Here is a 21,232-nt window from a genome sequence, read left to right on the forward strand (position 1 = left end):
TTATTATTTTTTATATTTATTACAAAACAAATGAATATAAAGTAACGTTCTTTAAAATATAGGTTGCAAGTATATTAATTTTAAAATACTCTCGAAATCACACCCATGGTTAATTGTTAACAATATATAATTTAGCACAACCCCTTACTTTATTCTCTACATAAGTAACACACAATAACAACAAAGTTGGATTGAAGTATGAATGGTAGTAAACGTAATGTGTTTTTCTTTGCATTTATTGTCGCCTTTGGTGGCTTTATATTTGGATTAGACGCTGCTCTTATTTCAGGTACGGTTCGTTTTGTATCGGCAGAATTCAATTTATCAGACATTCAAATTGGCACAGTCGTGAGTGCGCCTGGTTTTGGTGTGCTATTTGCTTTAGTCATTACCGGTTACATATGCAATATGTTTGGCCGAAAAAATACTTTAATAGGCATTGCGTTTATATACATACTGTCGGCAATTGCATCGGTTTTAGCGCCAAGTTACGAGCTATTAGTTGCTGCTCGTTTTATAGGTGGATTAGCATTCACATCTTTATCGGTCGCTGCTATGTATATAGGTGAAGTTGCACCGTCTAAGTACCGTGGTAAATTAGTGTCTATGATTCAAATAAATATTGTTGTTGGATTATCCGCAGCGTATTTTGCTAACTATTTACTTGTTGATTTAGCTCACAGTAATTTTGAGTGGGTAACACAGTGGAATGTGCAAGATAATTTATGGCGCTGGATGCTAGGCGTTGAGATTGTTCCTGCTGTTTTATGGTTTTTATTATTATTTACTATTCCTCAAAGCCCGCGTTGGTTAGTTATGAAAGGCAACGAAACACGCGCTATAACTATCTTGCATCGTTTAAATAAAAATACTGAATTGGCCCAAGAGCAACTTAAGAGTATTAAAGAGAGCTTGGTTGATTACAGCGAAACAGGTGGGTATTTTTCTTCATTTAAACAACTACTCGAAAGTCGTGTTCGCGCCGCTGTCATTATTGCTTTTACTATTGCTATTGTGCAGCAAGTGACGGGGATTAACGCCATAATGTTTTATGCTCCAACGGTGTTTGAACAACTGGGAGTCGGCACTGATGCGGCTTTTTTTAACGCTGTTTTAATTGGTTTAGTCAGTATTGTATTTACTGTGGTAGCTATTGCTTTGATAGATAAGTTAGGGCGCAGACCCCTTGTTATTTGGGGATTAGCAGCTGCAACACTTAGTTTGTTTTTTAGTATCGTCACTTGATATTGCTGCAACCTCAGTTGCACTAGCGGGTGCTGATAATAAGAAATTAGATGGTGTTAATTTACTGCCATTTTTACAAGGCACTAGACAAGGCAGCCCACATCAGGCGTTATTTTGGCGCTTAGAAGAGGCACCAAATATTTATGCTGTACGTACCGCTGATTATAAATATATGAACCAACCACTACCGAATGTAGGCCGTAGTTTTTTTGATATGAAAGCGGATCCGTATGAGCAACATAACTTGGTTGATACATTACCCGCTGAACAAGCGAAATTAGCCAAGCTGTGGAATGAGTGGAATAAGCACAATACAAATAATGTATTGCAGCAATCATGGGAATACAAAGCACAAATAGATAAGTTTTTTGAGCAGTTAAATAAGCAGAATATTGAACAGGCAAAACAAATCCCAAATTACATTATCAAGTAAATATAATAAGCCCCCTGTCGTTATTCGCTTAATTAAGGGGGCATGAGAGTTGCGGCTATAGATCAGTTATTTAAGTTACCAACACTTATCAATTGATCTGTAGGTTGTTTATTTAAATGCTCAGAGCTGCCATCTCGCCATGTAACAATAACTGATGAGATTGAATCTGCCTGTGCTAATCCAAAATGTACAATATTAAGTAAGCTTTGCGAGTGGGTAGCACTTTGTGAACCAATAACTTGATATTGGCTCGCAGTTGCTGTTTTAATTTGTACTTTTGCACCATATGGATCAACCCCACTTTTTGAGTACCCAACTCGAATAAGGGTGAAGTGGGCGTGACTTAACTCTGTGGTATTTTTATATAAATGCCATTGGCCGTTATCTTCATCTCCGCTTAGTAGGTCGAGTTTTCCGTCTAGGTTGAAGTCAAATGCGGCTCCCATATCGCCGTGTGAGTCTAAGCCACGTTCGGTATCGGCGTTATGAGTGATTGTTGCTTTAAAGTTGTAATCACCTTGGTTAATGAGTAAAACATCGGCAACTCGTTCTTTTAGTTTACCAAAGCGATAGACCATAAAGTCTATTTTTGTGTCGTTATTAAAATCGCCAGGTACAACTCCCCAGTTATTACTGTTTGTTAATGCTGGTAATTTAGATGAAATATCAACTAGCTTACCATTATCGTTACGTAGTAATACATCAGGAAGGGCGAGATTTTGTGGTTGCCAATCGCTTTGATAGCCTTTTACATTTTTGAATGATGCGCGTACATCCCATGCAAGGTTATCGGTAAGTACCCATTCTACTCGCCATCTATTATTCCCTAAATACCCAATGTACCAGCCAGTTTTATCAAGCTTAGTTGGAAACCCGCGCGCTCTTTTCTGGCTAATGGTTGTGTTTTTATTGGGTGTATTTATTAATTCTTTTTTCTCGCCTATGTATACATCCATATGGCTTAATAGCTTGGCACGCGGGAAGTGATAAAAGTCACTTAGTATAAGGCTTCCTGAGTTTGTGTTGTCGGTAATGAGTGTTATGCCATCGTGACTTTTATTACCTTCATCACGCAGGTCTAGTCGTTTGCTGCCTTTATTAAACGATAGACTGTTATTAGCGATAGTGTAGCTTAGCTTTCCGCGAGCAAGGTAGTAGTCCATATCGCCGTCGTTATCTATATCAGCTTGCGCAACTGCGAGCGTGCCTTTGTAGGCTTCACTATTTGCACCTAATAGATCTTGAGTCGTATTGGCGAAGGTAAAGTCGTTATTACCTTGATAAATAGCTAAATTGTTGTATCCATCAAAAGCAAAAATATCGAGTATGTCATCGTTATTGTAATCGGTTAATAATACACGCTCGGCTTTTATATTTTCAAAAGTAGCTGATGGGTGATAAGTAAATTTTCCATTGCCGATATTTTCAAAAATGATATTACGAGGGGAGTTTTCGTGAATTAATTTTTCGGCGTTTACTTGGATAAAATCAAGATCACCATCGCTATCTATATCAACCCAGCGCACAGAACGCCCGCGAGCCCCCATTTTAGATAAGCCAGCTTCAACGGTTTTATCTTCAAATTTACCATTATTGTTTTTAAGTAGTCGCTGGGGTTGAGGTGTAGTGCCATTTCCACCACCTAGTGCAATAAGTACATCGAGATCACCATCGTTGTCGTAATCACCGGCCGACATACCGTGTAGATCTGCTCGTGGAAAAATATCGTTTTGTAGTGTGTATGTGCCATCTCCATTTGCCATAAATAAACGAATAGGAGTGGTGTCGTGATTTGTTAGCAGCAGGTCATAATGACCATCACTGTTTATATCGGCAATGGTAGGGCCGCCATATTTCCAGTTTTTTTGTGTTATTAAGCCAGCTTGTTCAGACACATCAGAAAATACAACGTTGTTACTTGTTTGGCTACTGGGCGTTTGTGTGGTTTGACTGCATCCCGCTAAGTTCATAGCGCTAATTATCACTAAGCTAAAAATTGATTTTTTGTTTTTAATCACTATTGTGCCTCCTTACATTGTGTTAATTGTTGACAATATAGATTGAAAGTAAAACATACAAGTAAATTTTATTACCCAAGCCTTAATGTTTTTAACTGACTCGCTTTACTGCTCTGAAGTTATATTAAATATTAAGAGTGGCTTTACAAATTACATACCTAGGTGTAAATTGTTAACAATAAACCATATCAAAGATGTGATAGTTCACTTTGATATTCCTCGTATCGGCATTGTTTTAATGATGCATTACTTGGTCACTATTTAATTAAACATTCTTGAAGGTATAAAAATATGCAAGCTGCACAATATATAGGTAACAAGTCATTTAACATTGTTGAAGGCACATCTATTAAACCTAAAGCGGGTGAGATTAGATTGAGTGTTGGATACGTTGGGATTTGTGGTACTGATATGCTCATATACCATGGTGTGATGGATCAACGAGTGTCTATTCCGCAAACAATTGGCCATGAAATATCAGGTGTTGTTGCAGAAATAGGTGAAGGCGTTGAAGGCTTTGCTGTCGGCGAAAACGTGGTAGTACGTCCACTAGATTGGTGTGGCGATTGTCCTACATGTAATGCAGGGCATACGCATATTTGTCAGAACTTAAAGTTTATGGGAATAGATACGCCAGGTGCTTTTCAGTCAAGCTGGACAGTTAAAGCGCGTACTTTGCATAAATTACCAGCAGGCGTTGATTTAAAACAAGGCGCATTAATAGAGCCGTTATCGGTTGCGTGCCATGATGTACGACGCTCGCGCTTACAAGCGGGTGAGAAAGTTGTTGTGCTTGGTGGCGGGCCAATTGGGCAATTAGTTGCTGCGGTTGCTAAAAGTGTTGGCGCAGAAGTACTCGTGTCTGAGCCTAACGAAAGCCGCCGTGCTTTTGCCGATGAGCTAGGTGTTAAATCGGTTAATCCCATTGAAGAAGATTTAGCTGCCTATGTAGATAGCTGGACGCAAACAAAAGGTGCTGATGTTGTATTTGAAGTATCAGGCGTAAAACCCGCAATAGAGGCTATGACTGAAATAGCAGGGCGCCGGGGTCGTATAGTCATGGTGGCTATTCACAGTGTTAAACCTGAAATCGATTTATTTCAATTCTTTTGGAAAGAGTTGGAGTTATTAGGTGCACGTGTATACGAAGCGGCCGACTTTGATTGGGCTATCGAATTAATTTCATCGGGCCAAATAGATCTTAAACCTTTTATTAGTTCGGTTAGTTCGTTAACTGATATTGGTAGTGCATTTGCGAGTATGGATGGAAATCCAGAAGGCATGAAAGCGCTTGTTGAATGTAACCCACAATAATAAAAATTATAAAGGTATGAAAATGAATAATATGTTAGAAAAATTTAGTTTAGAGGGCAAAGTAGCCCTTGTTACAGGTTGTAAGCGCGGTATTGGTAAAGGTATTGCTCTAGGTTTAGCACAGGCTGGCGCTGATATTATTGGTGTATCTGCAAGCTTAGAGCTTGAAGGCTCTGAAGTAGAAAAAGAAGTTAAAGCCCTTGGCCGAAATTTTAAAGCCTACCAATGTGATTTTGGTGATCGTGATGCGCTTTATTCGTTTATTAATGATGTAAAAAGTGATTTTCCAAAAATTGATATTTTAGTCAATAATGCAGGTACAATCCTTCGTGCTCCTGCGGCTGAGCATGGCGATGATTTATGGGATAAAGTGATTGAAGTTAACTTAAATGCTCAATTTATTTTAAGCCGCGAAATAGGCAAACAAATGATAGAGCATGGCGAGGGTAAAGTTATTTTCACGGCTTCTTTGCTCACTTTTCAAGGTGGTATTACAGTACCAGGTTACGCAGCTAGTAAAGGTGCTATTGGGCAATTGGTTATGGCGCTTTCTAATGAATGGGCTGGCAAAGGCATTAATGTAAATGCGATTGCGCCAGGTTACATTGATACCGATAACACTGAGGCATTACGCAATGACAAAGAGCGTAATGCAGCCATCTTAGCGCGTATTCCACAAGGTCGATGGGGAAATCCTGAAGACTTTAAAGGGCCTGCTGTGTTCTTGGCTTCTGAGGCTGCTAGTTACGTAAACGGCGCTATTTTATTGGTTGATGGCGGATGGATGGGGAGATAGTTCAATGAACTTTCATAATAATGTGAATTTTATAAATGGCGAATATGTTGCTTCTAAAGCAAGTGGCACGATTGAAATATTAAGCCCATCTACAGGTAAAAAAATTGGTGAAATACCAAAAGGCTGTATAGAAGATGCGCAGTATGCACTTGAATCAGCGAATGTAGGGCAGAAAAAGTGGGCTAAATTGACAGCTCGCACACGTCAAAATATATTGCGTGTGTTTGCTAATAAAATTCGTGAAAATAAAGATATTCTTGCGCCAATGCTTGTTGCAGAGCAAGGTAAATTACTATCAGTTGCACAAATGGAAGTCGACGTAACAGCGACTTTTATTGACTATGCATGCGACCATGCACTTACTATTGAAGGCGATATTTTACCTTCAGATAACGATGATGAAAAAATATACATTCATAAAGTGCCACGAGGCGTAGTTGTTGGTATTACTGCGTGGAATTTTCCGTTGGCATTGGCTGGTCGTAAAATTGGACCTGCGTTAATCACAGGTAACTCTATTGTATTAAAACCTACTCAAGAAACACCTTTAGCAACCACCGAGCTAGGTCGTTTAGCAAACGAAGCGGGTATTCCTGCTGGCGTGCTAAACGTTATTAATGGATCAGGTTCTGTTGTTGGCCAAGCATTGTGTGAAAGCCCAATTACTAAAATGATCACCATGACAGGCTCTACTGCTGCAGGTAAGCAAATCTACAAAACTAGCGCAGAATACATGACGCCTGTAATGCTTGAACTTGGCGGTAAAGCGCCAATGGTTGTTATGGCCGATGCCGACCTTGATGAGGCTGTTGAAGGTGCGCTTTGGGGTCGTTTTGCTAACTGCGGGCAAGTATGCACCTGTGTTGAGCGTTTATATGTTCAAGAGTCTGTGTACGATGCGTTTATGGCTAAATTTATACCAGCTGTAAAAGCACTTCGTGTTGGAGATCCTATGAACCCAGATACGCAAATGGGTCCTAAATGTAATCAACGCGAAATAGACAACATTGATCACATAGTTCAACAAAGTATTCAACAAGGCGCTTCTGTCGCCACTGGTGGTAAAGTTGCTTCTGTTGAGGGTTTTGAAGGCGGTTGTTGGTACGAACCCACGTTACTTGTAGACGTTAAGCAAGATAACATTGCAGTGCACGAAGAAACTTTTGGCCCAGTACTCCCTATTGTTAAAGTTAAAGATATGGAGCAAGCGATTGAATACTGTAACGACAGTATTTATGGCTTAAGCGCTTATATATTTACGCAAAACTTTTTCGATATTAATAAAGCCATTAACGAATTAGAAGTGGGTGAAGTTTATATTAACCGTGGTATGGGTGAGCAGCACCAAGGTTTTCATAATGGCTGGAAACAGAGCGGCTTTGGCGGCGAAGATGGTAAATTTGGTCTAGAGCAATATCTAGAGAAGAAAACCGTTTATTTGAAAGAAAAATAATATTCCAAAATTTAGCCGTAATGCAGCTTAAGCAAAAAGCCAATAATGTTTTCATTATTGGCTTTTTATTTGTCAGCAGATTACTTTAAATTAATACTTATATCGCCATTGGGTTTACAGCAGCACAACAATATTTCGCCTTCTCGCACAAACGCAAGTGGCTCTTCGTTATACTCAACACTGCCAGACACTAAAGTAGCTCTGCAAGCTCCACAGTAGCCTTCACGGCATTGGAATGCGACGTCTATTTTCATGGATTCTAAGCAGTGTAAAAGAGAAGGGCAGCCAGTATTAAATTCTATACACTGGCTGTTTTCTGCAAGCGTTATGCTTGCAGTAGACTTGTCACTCATTATAAATCAAAATCACCAAATTCTGATGCATCAACTTGAGAGTCTATTTGACCAACAAGGTATGAGCTTATTTCTGCTTCTTGTGGTGCTACTTGTACATTATCAGACACGAGCCATGAGTTGATCCATGGAATAGGGTTACTGTTGTTTTCAAACTGTGCAGGTAAGCCAATCGCAGTCATACGGGCGTTGGTGATGTATTCAACGTACTGACATAAAATATGTTTATTTAAACCAATCATTGAGCCATCTTTAAACAGGTATTCTGCCCATTCTTTTTCTTGCTCTGCGGCTTCAACAAACATTTTAATTGCTTCGTCTCGGCACTGAGCGGCAACAATCGCCATTTCTGGGTCGTCTTTACCGTCTTGCATAATATTTAAAATATGCTGAGTACCCGAAAGATGCAGTGCTTCATCGCGCGCAATAAGCTTGATGATTTTAGCGTTACCTTCCATCAGTTCACGCTCAGCAAACGCAAACGAACATGCAAAGCTTACGTAAAAACGAATCGCCTCTAAAATATTTACCGACATCATTGCAAGGTAAAGTTTCTTTTTAAGCTCAAATAAATTCACGATAACGGTTTTACCGTTAATTTCGTGTTTTCCTTCACCGTATAAATTGTAAAGTGATACAGAGTTAATTAGGTCATCGTAATATTTTGTTACCGCATCAGCACGTTCGCTAATTTTATCGTTGCTAACAATGTCATCAAAAATAAGCTCAGGTGCTTGTGTTACGTTACGGATAATATGTGTGTATGAGCGGCTGTGAATTGTTTCACTAAACGCCCATGTTTCTATCCATGTTTCAAGTTCTGGTAGCGATACGATAGGCAGTAGGGCTACGTTTGGTGAACGCCCTTGCACACTATCAAGTAATGTTTGGTATTTTAAGTTACTTAAAAATATGTGCTTTTCGTGATCTGGTAATGCCTGAAAGTCTAAACGGTCTTTACTTACGTCCACTTCCTCAGGACGCCAAAAGAAAGACAATTGTTTTTCGATTAGCTTTTCAAAGATAGGGTACTTTTGTTGGTCGTAACGAGATACGTTAACTGTTTGGCCAAAAAACATTGGCTCTTGCATTTGGTTATTATGGTTTCGGCTAAAAGTAGTATAAGACATGTTTATCACTCAAAAAAACTATCAGAAAAAGCGGGCTAAATGCCCGCTTAAAATAAAAATTAGTAACTATATTTTACACGCGCCGCCTTCACAATCATCATCTTCCACTTCTGGAGTGTCTTCTTGTGAATCTGATGCGCCATCACGGGTGTTGTGATAGTACAACGTTTTAACGCCCAGTTTGTATGCACTAAGTAAGTCTTTTAATAAGACTTGCATAGGTACTTTACCGCCTTCGAACTTGTTTGGATCATAATTTGTGTTTGCTGAGATTGTTTGGTCAACAAATTTTTGCATTATGCCTACAAGCTGTAAGTAACCATCGTTTGATGGGATATCCCATAATAACTCATAGTTATTTTTTAAGCGTTCATACTCAGGAACTACTTGTTTTAAAATACCATCTTTGCTTGCTTTAACACTAATATGACCACGTGGAGGCTCAATACCGTTTGTAGCGTTAGAGATTTGCGACGATGTTTCTGATGGCATTAACGCACTTAATGTTGAGTTACGCATGCCGTGCTCTTTAATGTTTGCACGTAATGTATCCCAATCAAGATGAAGTGGTTCATCACAAATCTTATCTAAATCACGTTTGTACGTATCAGTTGGCATAATGCCTTGAGAGTACGTTGTTTCGTTAAACTTAGGACATGCACCACGCTCTTTAGCAAGCTCGTTAGATGCTTTCATCAAGTAGTATTGAATCGCTTCAAATGTTTTGTGAGTCAGGGCGTTCGCGCTGCCATCTGAATAACGTTTACCGTTTTTAGCTAGGTAGTATGCGTAGTTAATTACACCTATTCCTAACGTACGGCGTCCCATAGTTGCATTTTTAGCAGCCGGTACAGGGTAGTCTTGGAAATCAAGTAAGTTATCAAGTGCACGTACAGCAAGCTCAGCTAATTCTTCAAGCTCATCAAGTGATTCTATTGCACCTAAGTTAAATGCAGAAAGTGTACAAAGGGCAATTTCGCCTTCTTCGTCATTTACGTTATTAAGTGGCTTAGTTGGCAATGCAATTTCTAAACATAAGTTAGATTGGCGAATAGGCGCAACTTTAGCAATGAACGGGCTGTGTGTATTACAGTGATCCACATTTTGTAAGTAAATACGACCAGTACTTGCACGTTCTTGGGCAAACATAGAGAAAAGCTCAATGGCTTTGATACGCTTTTTACGGATAGACTCGTCTTGTTCGTATTTGACGTAAAGCGCATCAAATTCTGCTTGGTCTTCAAAAAATGCATCATAAAGGCCAGGCACATCTGATGGGCTAAATAACGTAATGTAATCGTCTTTAATTAAACGAGAATACATTAATTTATTAAATTGTACGCCGTAATCTAGGTGACGAACACGGTTGTCCTCTACACCACGATTATTTTTAAGTACCAGTAGGTTTTCTACTTCTAGGTGCCAAAGCGGGTAGAACAATGTCGCAGCGCCGCCACGTACACCACCTTGCGAACAACTTTTAACCGCTGTTTGAAAGTGCTTATAAAAAGGAATACAACCAGTGTGATACGCTTCGCCATTACGAATATGGCTACCTAGCGCACGAATTCGACCTGCGTTAATACCAATACCCGCACGTTGTGAAACGTACTTAACAATAGCTGATGATGTTGCATTGATTGAATCGAGGCTGTCGCCACATTCAATTAATACACATGAGCTAAATTGACGAGTAGGGGTACGAACACCAGCCATTATTGGTGTAGGCAATGAAATCTTAAATAACGATACCGCATCATAAAAACGTTTAATGTAATTAGTACGCGTTTCACGTGGGTAGTCAGCAAATAAACTTGCCGCTACTAAAATATATAAAAACTGTGCGCTTTCGTAAATTTCACCTGTTACACGGTTTTGAACGAGGTACTTACCTTCAAGCTGTTTTACAGCAGCGTAGCTGAAGTTAAGATCGCGAGAATGATCAAGGTACGCATCAAGCTCATCTAATTCTTGCTCTGTATAATCTACTAATAAGTGAGCATCATAGCGTTTGTCTTCAACCATTTTAGTTACATGATCAAATAAACGTGGTGGCTCAAATTGGCCATAGGCTTTTTTACGTAGGTGGAATACAGCTAAACGCGCTGATAAATACTGGTAATCTGGCGATTCTTTTGAAATCTGATCTGCAGCTGCTTTAATAATGGTTTCGTGAATATCTTTGGTACGAATACCATCGTAAAATTGAATGTGTGATTTTAATTCAACTTGCGAAACCGAAACGTTATTTAAACCTTCGGCGGCCCATTCAATAACGCGATGGATCTTATCAAGATCAAGCGGCTCTTTACGCCCGTCACGTTTGCTTACAGATAACTGTTGGTTCATAGCTTTGCCTGTATTCCTTGGGGATTATGTATTTTGACCAATGTTTACACCTCAAATTAGCAAGGTGTAGTGCTCATTTATTATAGGTTTCACCAAATTAGTGAATTTAATTGAATAACATTTGGCCACAATATCTGGTGTTGTTCAATTTAGAGATCACAAGATAGTGTGGTCTGCATTGTTTTGCAAGGGACATAATTGCCCCTGTTTGTGGATAACTTTGGGATAACGCATTTGTGTTAGTAGACACTCACCTTCGAACAATCATTTAAGTTGAAATATGCAAAAATCAACTAATGATCTGCTAAATTTACGCATTTTAAAAATAAATTTTGACTGCTTTTTTTATCAGCAAGCTTTGCATAAAAACTAACACAATCACAATATATAGTGTTTATTAATTAACATAGCACTATATATGGTTAAAACCATCAATTGGACTTAGCCAGTTTAAATTGGCTTTCCAGCTTAATGCCTCATCTTCACTGGGAATGTAACCCCAAAGTGCAGTCGCGGTATGCATACCTGCTGCTTTGCCTGCTTGTATGTCACGCTGTGCATCACCAATGTATAAACAACGCTTTGGCTGTACTTGCATAAGCTTTGCACAATGTAGCAGTGGTAAAGGTGATGGCTTGGCCTCTGCTAAAGTGTCACCACTTATTACTACACTGGCATTTTTTAAAGCAGGAATAGCTGCAACTAAAGGATCGGTTAAAAACCCTGGTTTGTTAGTCATGATCCCCCATTTGATCTTTTTCTGATCTAGGGCGATAAGTAACGATTCAACTCCGCTGAAGCAGCGTGTGTGATTTGCTATGTTTGCAGCGTACTCGTCAACTAATTGCTTTATAAGCTCGCTTTGGGGTTGTTTGTCCCATAACGCTTTAAAACCAGCCTCTAATAATGCGCCAGCGCCGTTAGATGCCGCAGGACGGTATATATCACTACTAACAGGCTCTATTTTATTGCTAATAAGCACTGCATTTAAAGCGGCACCTAAATCATCCGCAGTGTCGAGTAGGGTGCCGTCTAAATCAAATAAAAATGCATCGTACTCAATAAGGGGATGGGGGGCTTGAGAGTTAGCCATTAAGCTAACTTCTCAAAATAAAGTATGTAATTTACGCTAACGTCGTTATTAAGCGTATATTGCTTTGATAGTGGGTTATAAGAAAGGCCTGTACTTGCACGAACTTTTAAACCCGCTTGCTCTGCCCATGCAATGAGCTGTGCAGGTTTTATAAACTTTTTATGGTCGTGTGTACCTTCAGGCACCATTTTTAAAAGCTTTTCAGCACCAACAATAGCGTATAAGTATGCTTTAGGTGTTTTGTTCAGGGTTGAAAAAAACACGTCTGCGCCTGGTTTGGCTAATGCGGCTACGGCATGAATGATAGATGCTGGGTCGGGAACGTGCTCAAGCATTTCCATACAGGTTATTACATCAAAGCGCTCTGGATTTTGTGAAGCAAACTCTTCTGCAGGCACTTTTATATAATCTACATTTACGCCAGTTTCTAAACTGTGCAACTTAGCAACAGTTAAAGGCTCTTGCCCCATGTCGATGCCAGTTACTTTTGCGCCCATGCGCGCCATGCTTTGGCTTAAAATACCGCCACCACAGCCAACGTCGAGTGTTTCTTTATCGAATAAGCCTTGCGTTTTGTTTGCTATAAAGTCTAAACGTAACGGGTTAATTTCGTGAAGAGGTTTGAATTCTCCGTCTAGGTCCCACCAACGCTCGGCGATGGCTTCAAATTTTGCTATTTCTGCGTGATCTACATTTTGATGTTCGGTCATAAAATACTTCCTCGTCAATCTGAGGCCATTATATAGGGCTAAATTGATAAATCGCAAAGTTTTGCGCCTGTAAATTAAAATTAATTGTGATAGCATGACTGTTAGAAATAATAACAATACTCTTAATCCCCAATACCGGGTCGTTGAGAGCTGATACTGAAGGAATGTGATATCAAATGACTGATCTCGCCAATGAAATTCTGCCAGTCAATATTGAAGACGAGTTAAAAAACTCCTACTTAGATTACGCGATGAGCGTAATTGTAGGACGTGCATTACCAGACGTACGTGACGGCTTAAAACCTGTTCATCGCCGCGTTTTGTTTGCAATGAACGAGCTTAGTAATGACTGGAACAAGCCTTACAAAAAATCGGCCCGTGTGGTCGGTGACGTAATCGGTAAATACCACCCACACGGCGACAGTGCAGTTTATGACACGATAGTTCGTATGGCTCAGCCATTCTCACTACGTTATATGCTTGTAGATGGCCAAGGTAACTTCGGTTCGGTTGATGGCGATTCAGCTGCGGCAATGCGTTATACTGAAGTACGTATGGCAAAAATGTCGCATGAGCTATTAGCTGATCTTGAAAAAGAAACGGTTGATTTCGTTCCTAACTACGACGGCACAGAACAAATCCCTGACGTTTTACCAACAAAGGTCCCTAACTTATTAGTTAACGGATCATCAGGTATTGCGGTAGGTATGGCTACAAATATCCCACCACATAACTTAACAGAAGTTATTAATGGTTGTTTAGCGCTTATAATCAATCCTGAATTAACTATAACTGAGTTAATGGATTATATTCCGGGCCCAGATTTTCCAACCGCTGCAATTATCAACGGTAAGAAAGGTATTGAACAAGCATACCAAACTGGCCGTGGTAAAGTGTACATGCGTGCACGTGCTGAGATTGAAACGGATGAAAAAACAGGCCGTGAAACAATTATCGTTCACGAAATTCCTTATCAAGTTAACAAAGCACGCTTAATTGAAAAAATTGCTGAGCTTGTTAAAGATAAAAAAATTGAAGGCATTAGTGCACTACGTGATGAATCAGACAAAGACGGTATGCGTATCGTTATTGAGATCAAACGTGGTGACGTAGGCGAGGTTATTTTAAACAACTTGTATGCGCAGACTCAGTTACAAACTGTGTTTGGTATGAATATGGTTGCGTTAATTAACAACCAGCCTAAGTGTTTCAACTTAAAAGAAATGCTAGAAGAGTTTATTATTCACCGTCGTGAAGTAGTAACTCGTCGTACAGTATTTGATTTACGCAAAGCCCGCGATCGTGCACATATGCTAGAGGGTTTAGCTATTGCGCTTGCAAACATTGACCCTATTATCGAACTTATTCGTAAATCCCCTACACCTGCTGAAGCTAAAGTTGCTTTAACGGCACGTTCGTGGGAATTAGGTAATGTAAAATCAATGCTTGAAAAAGCAGGCGAAGATAATGTTGCACGTCCAGATTGGCTAGCTGCTGATTTAGGTATTCGCGACGGTCAGTATTTTATTTCAGAGCAACAAGCCCAAGCAATCCTAGATTTACGCTTACACAAGCTAACAGGTCTTGAGCATGAAAAAATCCTGAGTGAATATCAAACACTATTAGATTTAATTGCTGAGCTTTTACATATTTTGGCAACGCCAGAGCGTTTAATGGAAGTTATTCGTGATGAGTTAGTTGAAATTAAAGCACAATACGGCGATGAACGTCGTACTGAAATTAATGCAGCGGCTCACGATATTAGCTTAGAAGATTTAATTACCGAAGAAGACGTTGTAGTAACGCTTTCTCACGAAGGTTATGTGAAATATCAGGCATTGTCTGATTACGAAGCACAACGCCGTGGTGGTAAAGGTAAATCAGCAACGAAGATGAAAGATGAAGATTTCATTGAACGTCTACTCGTTGCAAATACGCACGATACTATTTTATGTTTCTCTACGGCCGGGCGTTTATATTGGCTTAAAGTATATCAGTTACCACTGGCAAGTCGTGCAGCGCGCGGTAAGCCAATTGTTAACTTGTTACCACTTGAAGCTGATGAACGAATTACTGCTATATTGCCAGTACGCGAGTACGCAGAAGATAAATACATCTTTATGGCAACAGCATTTGGTACAGTTAAGAAAACACCATTAACGGCTTACAGTCGTCAACGTGCAAGCGGTATTATTGCTGTTAACTTAAATGAAGGCGATAGCCTGATTGGGGTTGATATTACCGATGGTAGCAACGAAATTATGTTGTTCACTGATGCAGGTAAAGTTGTACGTTTTAAAGAAGCTGAAGAAACAACGGTTGTTGATGAAAACGGTAATCCAGTATTAGACGAAGAAGGTAACCCTGAGATTCGCTTCAAAGGTGTTCGCCCTATGGGTCGTACTGCTACAGGTGTTCGTGGTATTAAAATGCCAGATGAGCAACGCGTAGTATCGTTAATTGTACCAAAAACTGACGGTGCTATTCTGACGGTAACTGAAAACGGTTACGGTAAGCGTACGCAACTTGAAGATTACCCATCGAAGAGTCGTGCAACACAGGGTGTTGTATCAATTAAGGTGAGTGAACGTAACGGTGCTGTTGTTGGTGCTGTGCAAGTTGACGACAACGATGAAATAATGATTATTTCAAATCGTGGTACCTTAGTACGAACTCGTGTTAATGAAGTTTCTACGGTTGGACGTAACACTCAAGGTGTTATTTTGATCAGAACTATTGACGAAGAGCAAGTAGTTGGTTTACAACGTATAGAAGAGATTGAAGTTACTCAAAGTGACTTGATTGATATTGAAGACGTTGAAACTGTAGATACGGTTATTGATGAAGTAGCGGATGATAATCCTCCTTCAGAATAATTGATATTGAAAAAGCGGCCTTGGCCGCTTTTTTTAATGTTGTTGAAAAAAATTAATAGAGTGTGAAATTATATTCATTCATTAAAATCGTAAGGTTGAGTGGATGGGGATTATACGTTCATGCTTAGTAGTTAAATTACTGGAATGAGGCAAAGGTAATGAGTAAATATAATTTTTGTGCGGGACCGGCTATGCTTCCGCAAGCGGTTATGAAAAAAGCGCAAAAAGAGTTTCTAGATTGGCAAGACTTGGGTGTTTCTGTAATGGAAATGAGCCATCGCAGCAAAGAGTTTTTAGCATTAACTGCAAAGTGTGAAGCGAGTCTTCGCCGCTTAATGAATATCAGTGATGAATTTGAAGTGTTGTTTATGCACGGTGGCGGTCGTGGCCAATTTAGTGCTGTTCCTTTAAATTTGCACCAAGAAGGCAAAACAGCGTTTTATTGCGAGAATGGCGTATGGTCGAAAAGCGCCAGAGATGAAGCGAATAAGTTCACTCAAACGTCTTTTACGGATGTACGTAATGATGCTGATGGTGAATTTTCAATTAAAGACGTTGCTGACTGGGAATTACCAGAAGATGCGGCGTACATTCATTATTGCCCTAACGAAACGGTAGATGGACTCGAGATTTTTGATGTACCGAGTCACCCAACTGCGCCGATTGTTGCTGATATGTCATCGACTATTTTGTCTCGCGAAATAGACGTGAACAAATTTGATTTAATTTACGCTGGTGCGCAAAAAAATATCGGTCCATCGGGTATTTCAATCGTTATTGTTCGTAAAACACTACTTGAGCGTGAAGGGCTAGCAAAGCCTGGTATTTTAGATTACGCCCTTGAAGCAAAACAGGGCAGCATGTTTAACACGCCACCTACTTTTGCATGGTATTTAGCTGCTGAAGTCTTCGAATGGTTAGAGAGAAATGGCGGCGTAAAAGCCATGGAAACACAAAATATTGCAAAAGCTGAGCTACTGTATAATTTTATTGATAATTCTGACTTTTACTCAAATATAGTCGCTAAGCATTGTCGTTCACGTATGAATGTTCCTTTTTGGCTAAACGATGAAAGCTTAAATGAGCAGTTTGTAACTCAATCCAATGATGCGGGTTTACTTGCACTTGAAGGGCACCGAATTGTAGGAGGCATGCGCGCAAGTATTTACAACGCTATGCCACTTGAAGGTGTTCAAGCCCTCGTAGACTTTATGGCTGCCTTTGCTAAGGAGCACAGTTAATGGAACAGCTTCGTTTAGAACCAATTACAAAAGTAAATGGCACGGTAACCCTACCAGGCTCAAAGAGCTTATCGAATAGGATTTTGCTCTTAGCAGCACTGGCAAGCGGTACTACCGTTGTTGAAAATTTGCTTGATAGCGATGATATACGCCATATGTTAGGTGCTTTAAAATTATTAGGTGTGCATGTAACTTTAAATGATGAGCGAACAGTCGCGACAGTAAACGGCGTTGGTGGCGTATTTAAAACGCCTAGCGAGCCATTGTTTTTAGGGAATGCCGGCACTGCTTACAGACCTTTAACGGCTGTACTTGCTGCTGTTACTGGTGAATATGAGTTAGTAGGCGAGCCGCGCATGGAAGAGCGTCCAATAGGGCATTTAGTTGATGCTCTTCAAGCATTGGGTGGTGATGTTACTTATACTAAACACAAAGACTATCCACCACTTAAGATTATGGGTGGGCAAATTAAGGGCGGCTCAGTTGAAATTGACGGTAGTATTTCAAGTCAATTTTTAACTGCATTACTAATGGCTGCACCTTTGTTTAGTGGTGATACAAATATAACCATTAAAGGTACCTTGGTTTCTAAACCATATATTGATATTACGCTTGATGTAATGGCACGTTTTGGTGTTAATGTTGAACACAGTAATTATGCAACTTTTAAAGTTAAAGGTGGTCAACAGTATCAATCTCTCGATCGAATTATGGTTGAAGGGGATGCGTCTTCTGCTTCTTACTTTGTTGCTGCAGCTGCGATAGCGGGTGGTGAAATTGAGATTAAAGGTGTAGGTGCTAAATCGGTTCAAGGTGATATAGGCTTTGCCAAAGTAATGGAGCAAGTAGGCGCGAAAATCGATTGGTATGATGAGCGTTTAGTTGTTCGCAAAGGCGAATTAAAAGGCGTAGATATTGACGCTAATGCAATTCCTGATGCAGCTATGACACTCGCAACAGTTGCTCTTTTTGCTAAAGGTCCAACTGCCATTCGTAACATTTATAACTGGCGAGTAAAAGAAACAGACCGTTTATATGCAATGGCAACTGAGCTTAGAAAAGTAGGTGCAGAAGTTGTAGAAGGGCATGATTTTATAGAAATTACACCACCTGAACATTTCAATGATGTAGCAATAGATACCTACGACGATCACCGTATAGCCATGTGCTTTGCCATGGTTGCTGTTGGCGGGAAACCTATAACGATTAATGATCCAAAGTGTACTTATAAGACATTTCCTACATTTTTCAATGTTTTAGCGTCAGTCAGTGAATAGGGCTTTTATAACTAATTATAAAAAGTTACACACTAATAGCAGATATATTTTTATAACTGGCGTATAATGTGGCGGTTTATTTAGGTGTGCATTGCAGGAGGTTTAAATGCAGGCGTTATTAATGCCCGTGATCACCGTTGATGGCCCAAGTGGTTCAGGTAAAGGAACTGTTTGTCGCTTGTTAGCCGACAAGTTAGGGTGGGATGTATTAGATAGCGGTGCGATTTATCGCGTTTTATCTTTAGCTGCACTTCATCACCAAATTGCATTAGACAATGAAGAAGGGCTTGTCCCTCTTGCTGCAAATTTAGATGTGCAGTTTTTGGTAGATAGCCAAACTAATGCAGGAAAAGTTATTTTAGAAGGCGAAGATGTAACGACTACTATTCGTAATGAAGAAGTAGGCGCTGCGGCATCAAAGGTTGCAGCATTACCTCGCGTTCGTGAAGCATTATTACGTCGCCAGCGAGCGTTTCGTACTGAAAGTGGCTTAATTGCCGATGGTCGCGATATGGGGACTGTGGTTTTTCAAGATGCGCCGTTAAAAATTTATTTAACAGCAAGTGCAGAAGAGCGTGCTCGTAGGCGTTTTGTTGAGTTGAATACGCGCGGCCTTGATGTTACACTGAGTGGTCTATTACAGGACATTCAAGCTCGTGACGAGCGCGATATGAATCGTGCCGTTGCTCCGCTTGTGCCGGCAGACGATGCTATTGAACTCGATACTAGCGAACTCAATGCTCAGCAAGTGTTTGATAAAGTTATGACTTTATTAGATGTTGCAATATCTGAAGGTAAGCTTCCTAAACGAAGCTAAACACATTTTATGCACCAGCAGGATGCCCGTGCTATTTTAACAACCCCATGCAGCATGGTTGCTTATTGGTATTAATATATGAGACGTATATTCGTATGTCAGAAAATTTTGCGCAGTTATTTGAAGAAAGCTTAAAGGGTTTTGAAGCAGAGCAAGGCTCTATTGTTAAAGGTACAGTAATCTCTATCGAGAATAACATTGTACTTGTAGATGCTGGTCTTAAATCAGAAAGTGCTATCCCTGCAGAGCAGTTCAAAAATGCTGCTGGTGAACTTGAAGTTGCTGTTGGCGACGAAGTAGATGTTGCACTAGATGCAATTGAAGACGGTTTCGGTGAAACTATCCTTTCTCGTGAGAAAGCGAAGCGTCACGAAGCGTGGATCCGTCTTGAGAAAGCATGTGAAGAGCAAGAAACTGTTACCGGTGTTATCAACGGTAAAGTTAAAGGCGGTTTCACAGTTGAAGTTGATTCAATCCGTGCTTTCCTACCTGGTTCACTTGTTGATGTTCGTCCAGTACGTGACACAACTCACCTTGAAGGCAAAGAGCTTGAATTTAAAGTAATCAAGCTTGATCAAAAACGTAACAACGTTGTTGTTTCACGTCGTGCAGTTATCGAATCTGAAAACTCACAAGAACGTGAAGAGCTTCTTGCTAACCTTGTTGAAGGTCAAGAAGTTAAAGGTATCGTTAAGAACCTTACAGACTACGGTGCATTCGTTGACCTTGGTGGTGTTGATGGTCTACTACACATTACTGATATGGCTTGGAAGCGTGTTAAACACCCTTCAGAAATCGTTAATGTTGGCGACGAAATCGCAGTTAAAGTTCTAAAATTCGACAAAGATAAAACTCGTGTATCTCTAGGCCTTAAACAGCTTGGTGAAGATCCATGGGCAGCTATCGCTGGTCGTTACCCAGAAGGTTCTAAACTGTCTGGTCGTGTTACTAACCTTACAGATTACGGCTGTTTCGTGGAAATCGAAGAAGGCGTTGAAGGCTTAGTACACGTTTCTGAAATGGATTGGACTAACAAGAACATCCATCCTTCAAAAGTTGTAAGCCTTGGCGACACTGTTGAAGTTATGGTTTTAGAAATTGACGAAGAACGTCGTCGTATTTCTCTTGGTCTTAAGCAATGTATTGCTAATCCTTGGCAGGAATTTGCTCGTCTACAGAACAAAGGCGATCAAGTTACTGGTAAGATCAAATCAATCACTGACTTCGGTATCTTTATCGGCCTTGACGGTGGTATTGACGGTCTTGTACACCTTTCAGATATTTCTTGGAATACACCTGGCGAAGAAGCTGTACGTGAATTCAAGAAAGGCGACGAAATCACTGCTATCGTATTGCAAGTTGACCCAGAGCGTGAACGTATCTCTCTAGGTGTTAAGCAAATCGAAGCTGACCCATTCAATAACTACCTTGATGCAAACAAAAAAGGTGCTATTGTTAAAGGTAAAGTGACTGAAGTTGATGCGAAAGGCGCAACTGTTGAACTTATCGAAGGCGTTGAAGGTTACATCCGTGTAGCTGATATCGCTCAAGAACGCGTTGAAGATGCAACTACTGTTGTTTCTGTAGGCGACGAAATTGAAGTTAAATACGTTGGTGTTGATCGTAAGAACCGCACTTTAAGCTTATCTGTAAAAGCTCTTTTCGAAGCAGAAGAGAAAGAAGTACTAGAGAAGCTTAAGAAAGAAGAGCCAGTGTTTGAAAACGCAATGGCAGCTGCTTTCGCAAATGCACAAAAAGACTAATATATAATTAGTTTTAGTTGGAAGGGCATTTTTTGCCCTTCCTATATTTCTTTTTAAGGAAACGATATGACTAAGTCAGAATTGATAGAAACACTTGCGGAACAACACGCACACGTTCCAGTGAAAGATGTTGAGAATGCTGTAAAAGAAATTCTTGAACAAATGGCCGGCTCATTATCTACTTCAGATCGTATTGAGATCAGAGGTTTTGGTAGTTTCTCTTTGCATTTCCGTGCTCCTCGCACAGGTCGTAACCCTAAGACTGGCGATACAGTTGAGCTTGACGGAAAGCATGTACCTCATTTTAAACCGGGTAAAGAATTACGCGACCGCGTGAATGAAAGTATTGCCTAGTTAACTTAGT

At 40.1% G+C, this 21,232-nt stretch carries 17 protein-coding genes; 11 read left to right on the top strand and 6 right to left on the bottom strand.

Translation table 11 applies throughout. The features are described 5' to 3' along the window. Positions 1–198: 198 nt before the first annotated feature. Entirely contained in the window at positions 199–1,245 is a 1,047-nt protein-coding gene (locus tag P20495_RS01190) for an MFS transporter (protein ID WP_008139199.1), read from the top strand. Position 1,246: 1 nt separating this feature from the next. Next, positions 1,247–1,678 (top strand): hypothetical protein, encoded by a 432-nt coding sequence (locus tag P20495_RS22825; protein ID WP_374700029.1) that lies wholly within the window; start codon positions 1,247–1,249, stop codon positions 1,676–1,678. 62 nt (positions 1,679–1,740) lie between these two features. On the opposite strand, the gene P20495_RS01185 is transcribed toward P20495_RS22825, so the two are convergent. After that, a complete protein-coding gene (locus tag P20495_RS01185) occupies positions 1,741–3,696 on the bottom strand; it encodes a CRTAC1 family protein (protein ID WP_008139201.1) in 1,956 nt (651 codons plus the stop codon). A gap of 291 nt (positions 3,697–3,987) precedes the next feature. Between P20495_RS01185 and P20495_RS01180 the strand changes: the two genes are divergently transcribed. From P20495_RS01180 to aldA, 3 genes are read left to right on the top strand one after another with little or no spacing between them, the layout of a single operon-like run. Further along, positions 3,988–5,010 (top strand): zinc-binding dehydrogenase, encoded by a 1,023-nt coding sequence (locus P20495_RS01180; RefSeq protein ID WP_008139202.1) that lies wholly within the window; start codon positions 3,988–3,990, stop codon positions 5,008–5,010. A gap of 31 nt (positions 5,011–5,041) precedes the next feature. Beyond that, positions 5,042–5,806, top strand: coding sequence for a 2,5-didehydro-3-deoxy-L-galactonate 5-reductase (locus P20495_RS01175; RefSeq protein WP_033016439.1), 765 nt, complete (start codon positions 5,042–5,044; stop codon positions 5,804–5,806). Between the two features lie 4 nt (positions 5,807–5,810). Continuing rightward, positions 5,811–7,259 (top strand): aldehyde dehydrogenase, encoded by a 1,449-nt coding sequence (aldA, locus tag P20495_RS01170; RefSeq protein WP_007376607.1) that lies wholly within the window; start codon positions 5,811–5,813, stop codon positions 7,257–7,259. A gap of 80 nt (positions 7,260–7,339) precedes the next feature. Here aldA and yfaE read toward each other — a convergent pair whose 3' ends face one another. The 5 genes from yfaE to ubiG all read right to left on the bottom strand — a co-directional run bounded on the left by yfaE (position 7,340) and on the right by ubiG (position 12,894). After that, positions 7,340–7,612, bottom strand: a complete 273-nt coding sequence (gene yfaE / locus P20495_RS21775) for a class I ribonucleotide reductase maintenance protein YfaE (protein ID WP_008139206.1) — start codon at positions 7,610–7,612, stop codon at positions 7,340–7,342. Continuing rightward, the gene (gene nrdB / locus P20495_RS01165) at positions 7,612–8,742 is read right to left on the bottom strand and encodes a class Ia ribonucleoside-diphosphate reductase subunit beta (RefSeq protein ID WP_007376605.1); all 1,131 of its coding nucleotides are present in this window, start codon (positions 8,740–8,742) and stop codon (positions 7,612–7,614) included. The genes yfaE and nrdB overlap by 1 nt, the downstream gene beginning before the upstream one ends. A gap of 66 nt (positions 8,743–8,808) precedes the next feature. Continuing rightward, a complete protein-coding gene (nrdA, locus tag P20495_RS01160; protein ID WP_008139207.1) occupies positions 8,809–11,091 on the bottom strand; it encodes a class 1a ribonucleoside-diphosphate reductase subunit alpha in 2,283 nt (760 codons plus the stop codon). A 412-nt stretch (positions 11,092–11,503) separates the two neighbouring features. Further along, positions 11,504–12,184, bottom strand: a complete 681-nt coding sequence (locus P20495_RS01155; RefSeq protein ID WP_007376603.1) for an HAD family hydrolase — start codon at positions 12,182–12,184, stop codon at positions 11,504–11,506. Further along, a complete protein-coding gene (gene ubiG, locus P20495_RS01150) occupies positions 12,184–12,894 on the bottom strand; it encodes a bifunctional 2-polyprenyl-6-hydroxyphenol methylase/3-demethylubiquinol 3-O-methyltransferase UbiG (protein WP_007376602.1) in 711 nt (236 codons plus the stop codon). Before ubiG ends, P20495_RS01155 begins: the two co-directional genes overlap by 1 nt. Before the next feature lie 176 nt (positions 12,895–13,070). Between ubiG and gyrA the strand changes: the two genes are divergently transcribed. The 6 genes from gyrA (at position 13,071) to ihfB (ending at position 21,222) form a co-directional block, all read left to right on the top strand. Further along, complete coding sequence (gene gyrA, locus P20495_RS01145) at positions 13,071–15,770, top strand: DNA gyrase subunit A (protein ID WP_007376601.1); 2,700 nt, start codon at positions 13,071–13,073, stop codon at positions 15,768–15,770. A 158-nt stretch (positions 15,771–15,928) separates the two neighbouring features. Further along, the gene (gene serC, locus P20495_RS01140) at positions 15,929–17,011 is read left to right on the top strand and encodes a 3-phosphoserine/phosphohydroxythreonine transaminase (RefSeq protein WP_033016435.1); all 1,083 of its coding nucleotides are present in this window, start codon (positions 15,929–15,931) and stop codon (positions 17,009–17,011) included. Beyond that, positions 17,011–18,288 (top strand): 3-phosphoshikimate 1-carboxyvinyltransferase, encoded by a 1,278-nt coding sequence (aroA, locus tag P20495_RS01135; RefSeq protein WP_008139215.1) that lies wholly within the window; start codon positions 17,011–17,013, stop codon positions 18,286–18,288. The genes serC and aroA overlap by 1 nt, the downstream gene beginning before the upstream one ends. Positions 18,289–18,394: 106 nt before the next feature. Then, positions 18,395–19,105, top strand: a complete 711-nt coding sequence (gene cmk, locus P20495_RS01130; protein ID WP_007376598.1) for a (d)CMP kinase — start codon at positions 18,395–18,397, stop codon at positions 19,103–19,105. Between the two features lie 95 nt (positions 19,106–19,200). Then, on the top strand, positions 19,201–20,868 hold the full coding sequence (gene rpsA, locus P20495_RS01125; RefSeq protein ID WP_002961176.1) for a 30S ribosomal protein S1: 1,668 nt from the start codon (positions 19,201–19,203) through the stop codon (positions 20,866–20,868). A 66-nt stretch (positions 20,869–20,934) separates the two neighbouring features. Continuing rightward, positions 20,935–21,222 carry an integration host factor subunit beta gene (gene ihfB / locus P20495_RS01120; RefSeq protein ID WP_007376597.1) on the top strand — a complete coding sequence of 96 codons (288 nt, stop codon included), beginning with the start codon at positions 20,935–20,937 and terminating at the stop codon, positions 21,220–21,222. Positions 21,223–21,232: the final 10 nt, after the last annotated feature.

The sequence above is a fragment of the Pseudoalteromonas sp. BSi20495 genome (assembly GCF_000241185.1).
Taxonomy (GTDB): domain Bacteria; phylum Pseudomonadota; class Gammaproteobacteria; order Enterobacterales; family Alteromonadaceae; genus Pseudoalteromonas; species Pseudoalteromonas fuliginea.

What these genes read in the sequence shown, in the direction of transcription:
- P20495_RS01190 (WP_008139199.1), top strand. Translation starts at nt 199, where the DNA reads ATGAATGGTAGTAAACGTAATGTGTTTTTCTTTGCATTTATTGTCGCC.
- P20495_RS01180 (WP_008139202.1), top strand. Translation starts at nt 3,988, where the DNA reads ATGCAAGCTGCACAATATATAGGTAACAAGTCATTTAACATTGTTGAA.
- P20495_RS01175 (WP_033016439.1), top strand. Translation starts at nt 5,042, where the DNA reads ATGTTAGAAAAATTTAGTTTAGAGGGCAAAGTAGCCCTTGTTACAGGT.
- aldA (WP_007376607.1), top strand. Translation starts at nt 5,811, where the DNA reads ATGAACTTTCATAATAATGTGAATTTTATAAATGGCGAATATGTTGCT.
- yfaE (WP_008139206.1), bottom strand. Translation starts at nt 7,612, where the DNA reads ATGAGTGACAAGTCTACTGCAAGCATAACGCTTGCAGAAAACAGCCAG.
- nrdB (WP_007376605.1), bottom strand. Translation starts at nt 8,742, where the DNA reads ATGTCTTATACTACTTTTAGCCGAAACCATAATAACCAAATGCAAGAG.
- nrdA (WP_008139207.1), bottom strand. Translation starts at nt 11,091, where the DNA reads ATGAACCAACAGTTATCTGTAAGCAAACGTGACGGGCGTAAAGAGCCG.
- P20495_RS01155 (WP_007376603.1), bottom strand. Translation starts at nt 12,184, where the DNA reads ATGGCTAACTCTCAAGCCCCCCATCCCCTTATTGAGTACGATGCATTT.
- ubiG (WP_007376602.1), bottom strand. Translation starts at nt 12,894, where the DNA reads ATGACCGAACATCAAAATGTAGATCACGCAGAAATAGCAAAATTTGAA.
- gyrA (WP_007376601.1), top strand. Translation starts at nt 13,071, where the DNA reads ATGACTGATCTCGCCAATGAAATTCTGCCAGTCAATATTGAAGACGAG.
- serC (WP_033016435.1), top strand. Translation starts at nt 15,929, where the DNA reads ATGAGTAAATATAATTTTTGTGCGGGACCGGCTATGCTTCCGCAAGCG.
- aroA (WP_008139215.1), top strand. Translation starts at nt 17,011, where the DNA reads ATGGAACAGCTTCGTTTAGAACCAATTACAAAAGTAAATGGCACGGTA.
- cmk (WP_007376598.1), top strand. Translation starts at nt 18,395, where the DNA reads ATGCAGGCGTTATTAATGCCCGTGATCACCGTTGATGGCCCAAGTGGT.
- rpsA (WP_002961176.1), top strand. Translation starts at nt 19,201, where the DNA reads ATGTCAGAAAATTTTGCGCAGTTATTTGAAGAAAGCTTAAAGGGTTTT.
- ihfB (WP_007376597.1), top strand. Translation starts at nt 20,935, where the DNA reads ATGACTAAGTCAGAATTGATAGAAACACTTGCGGAACAACACGCACAC.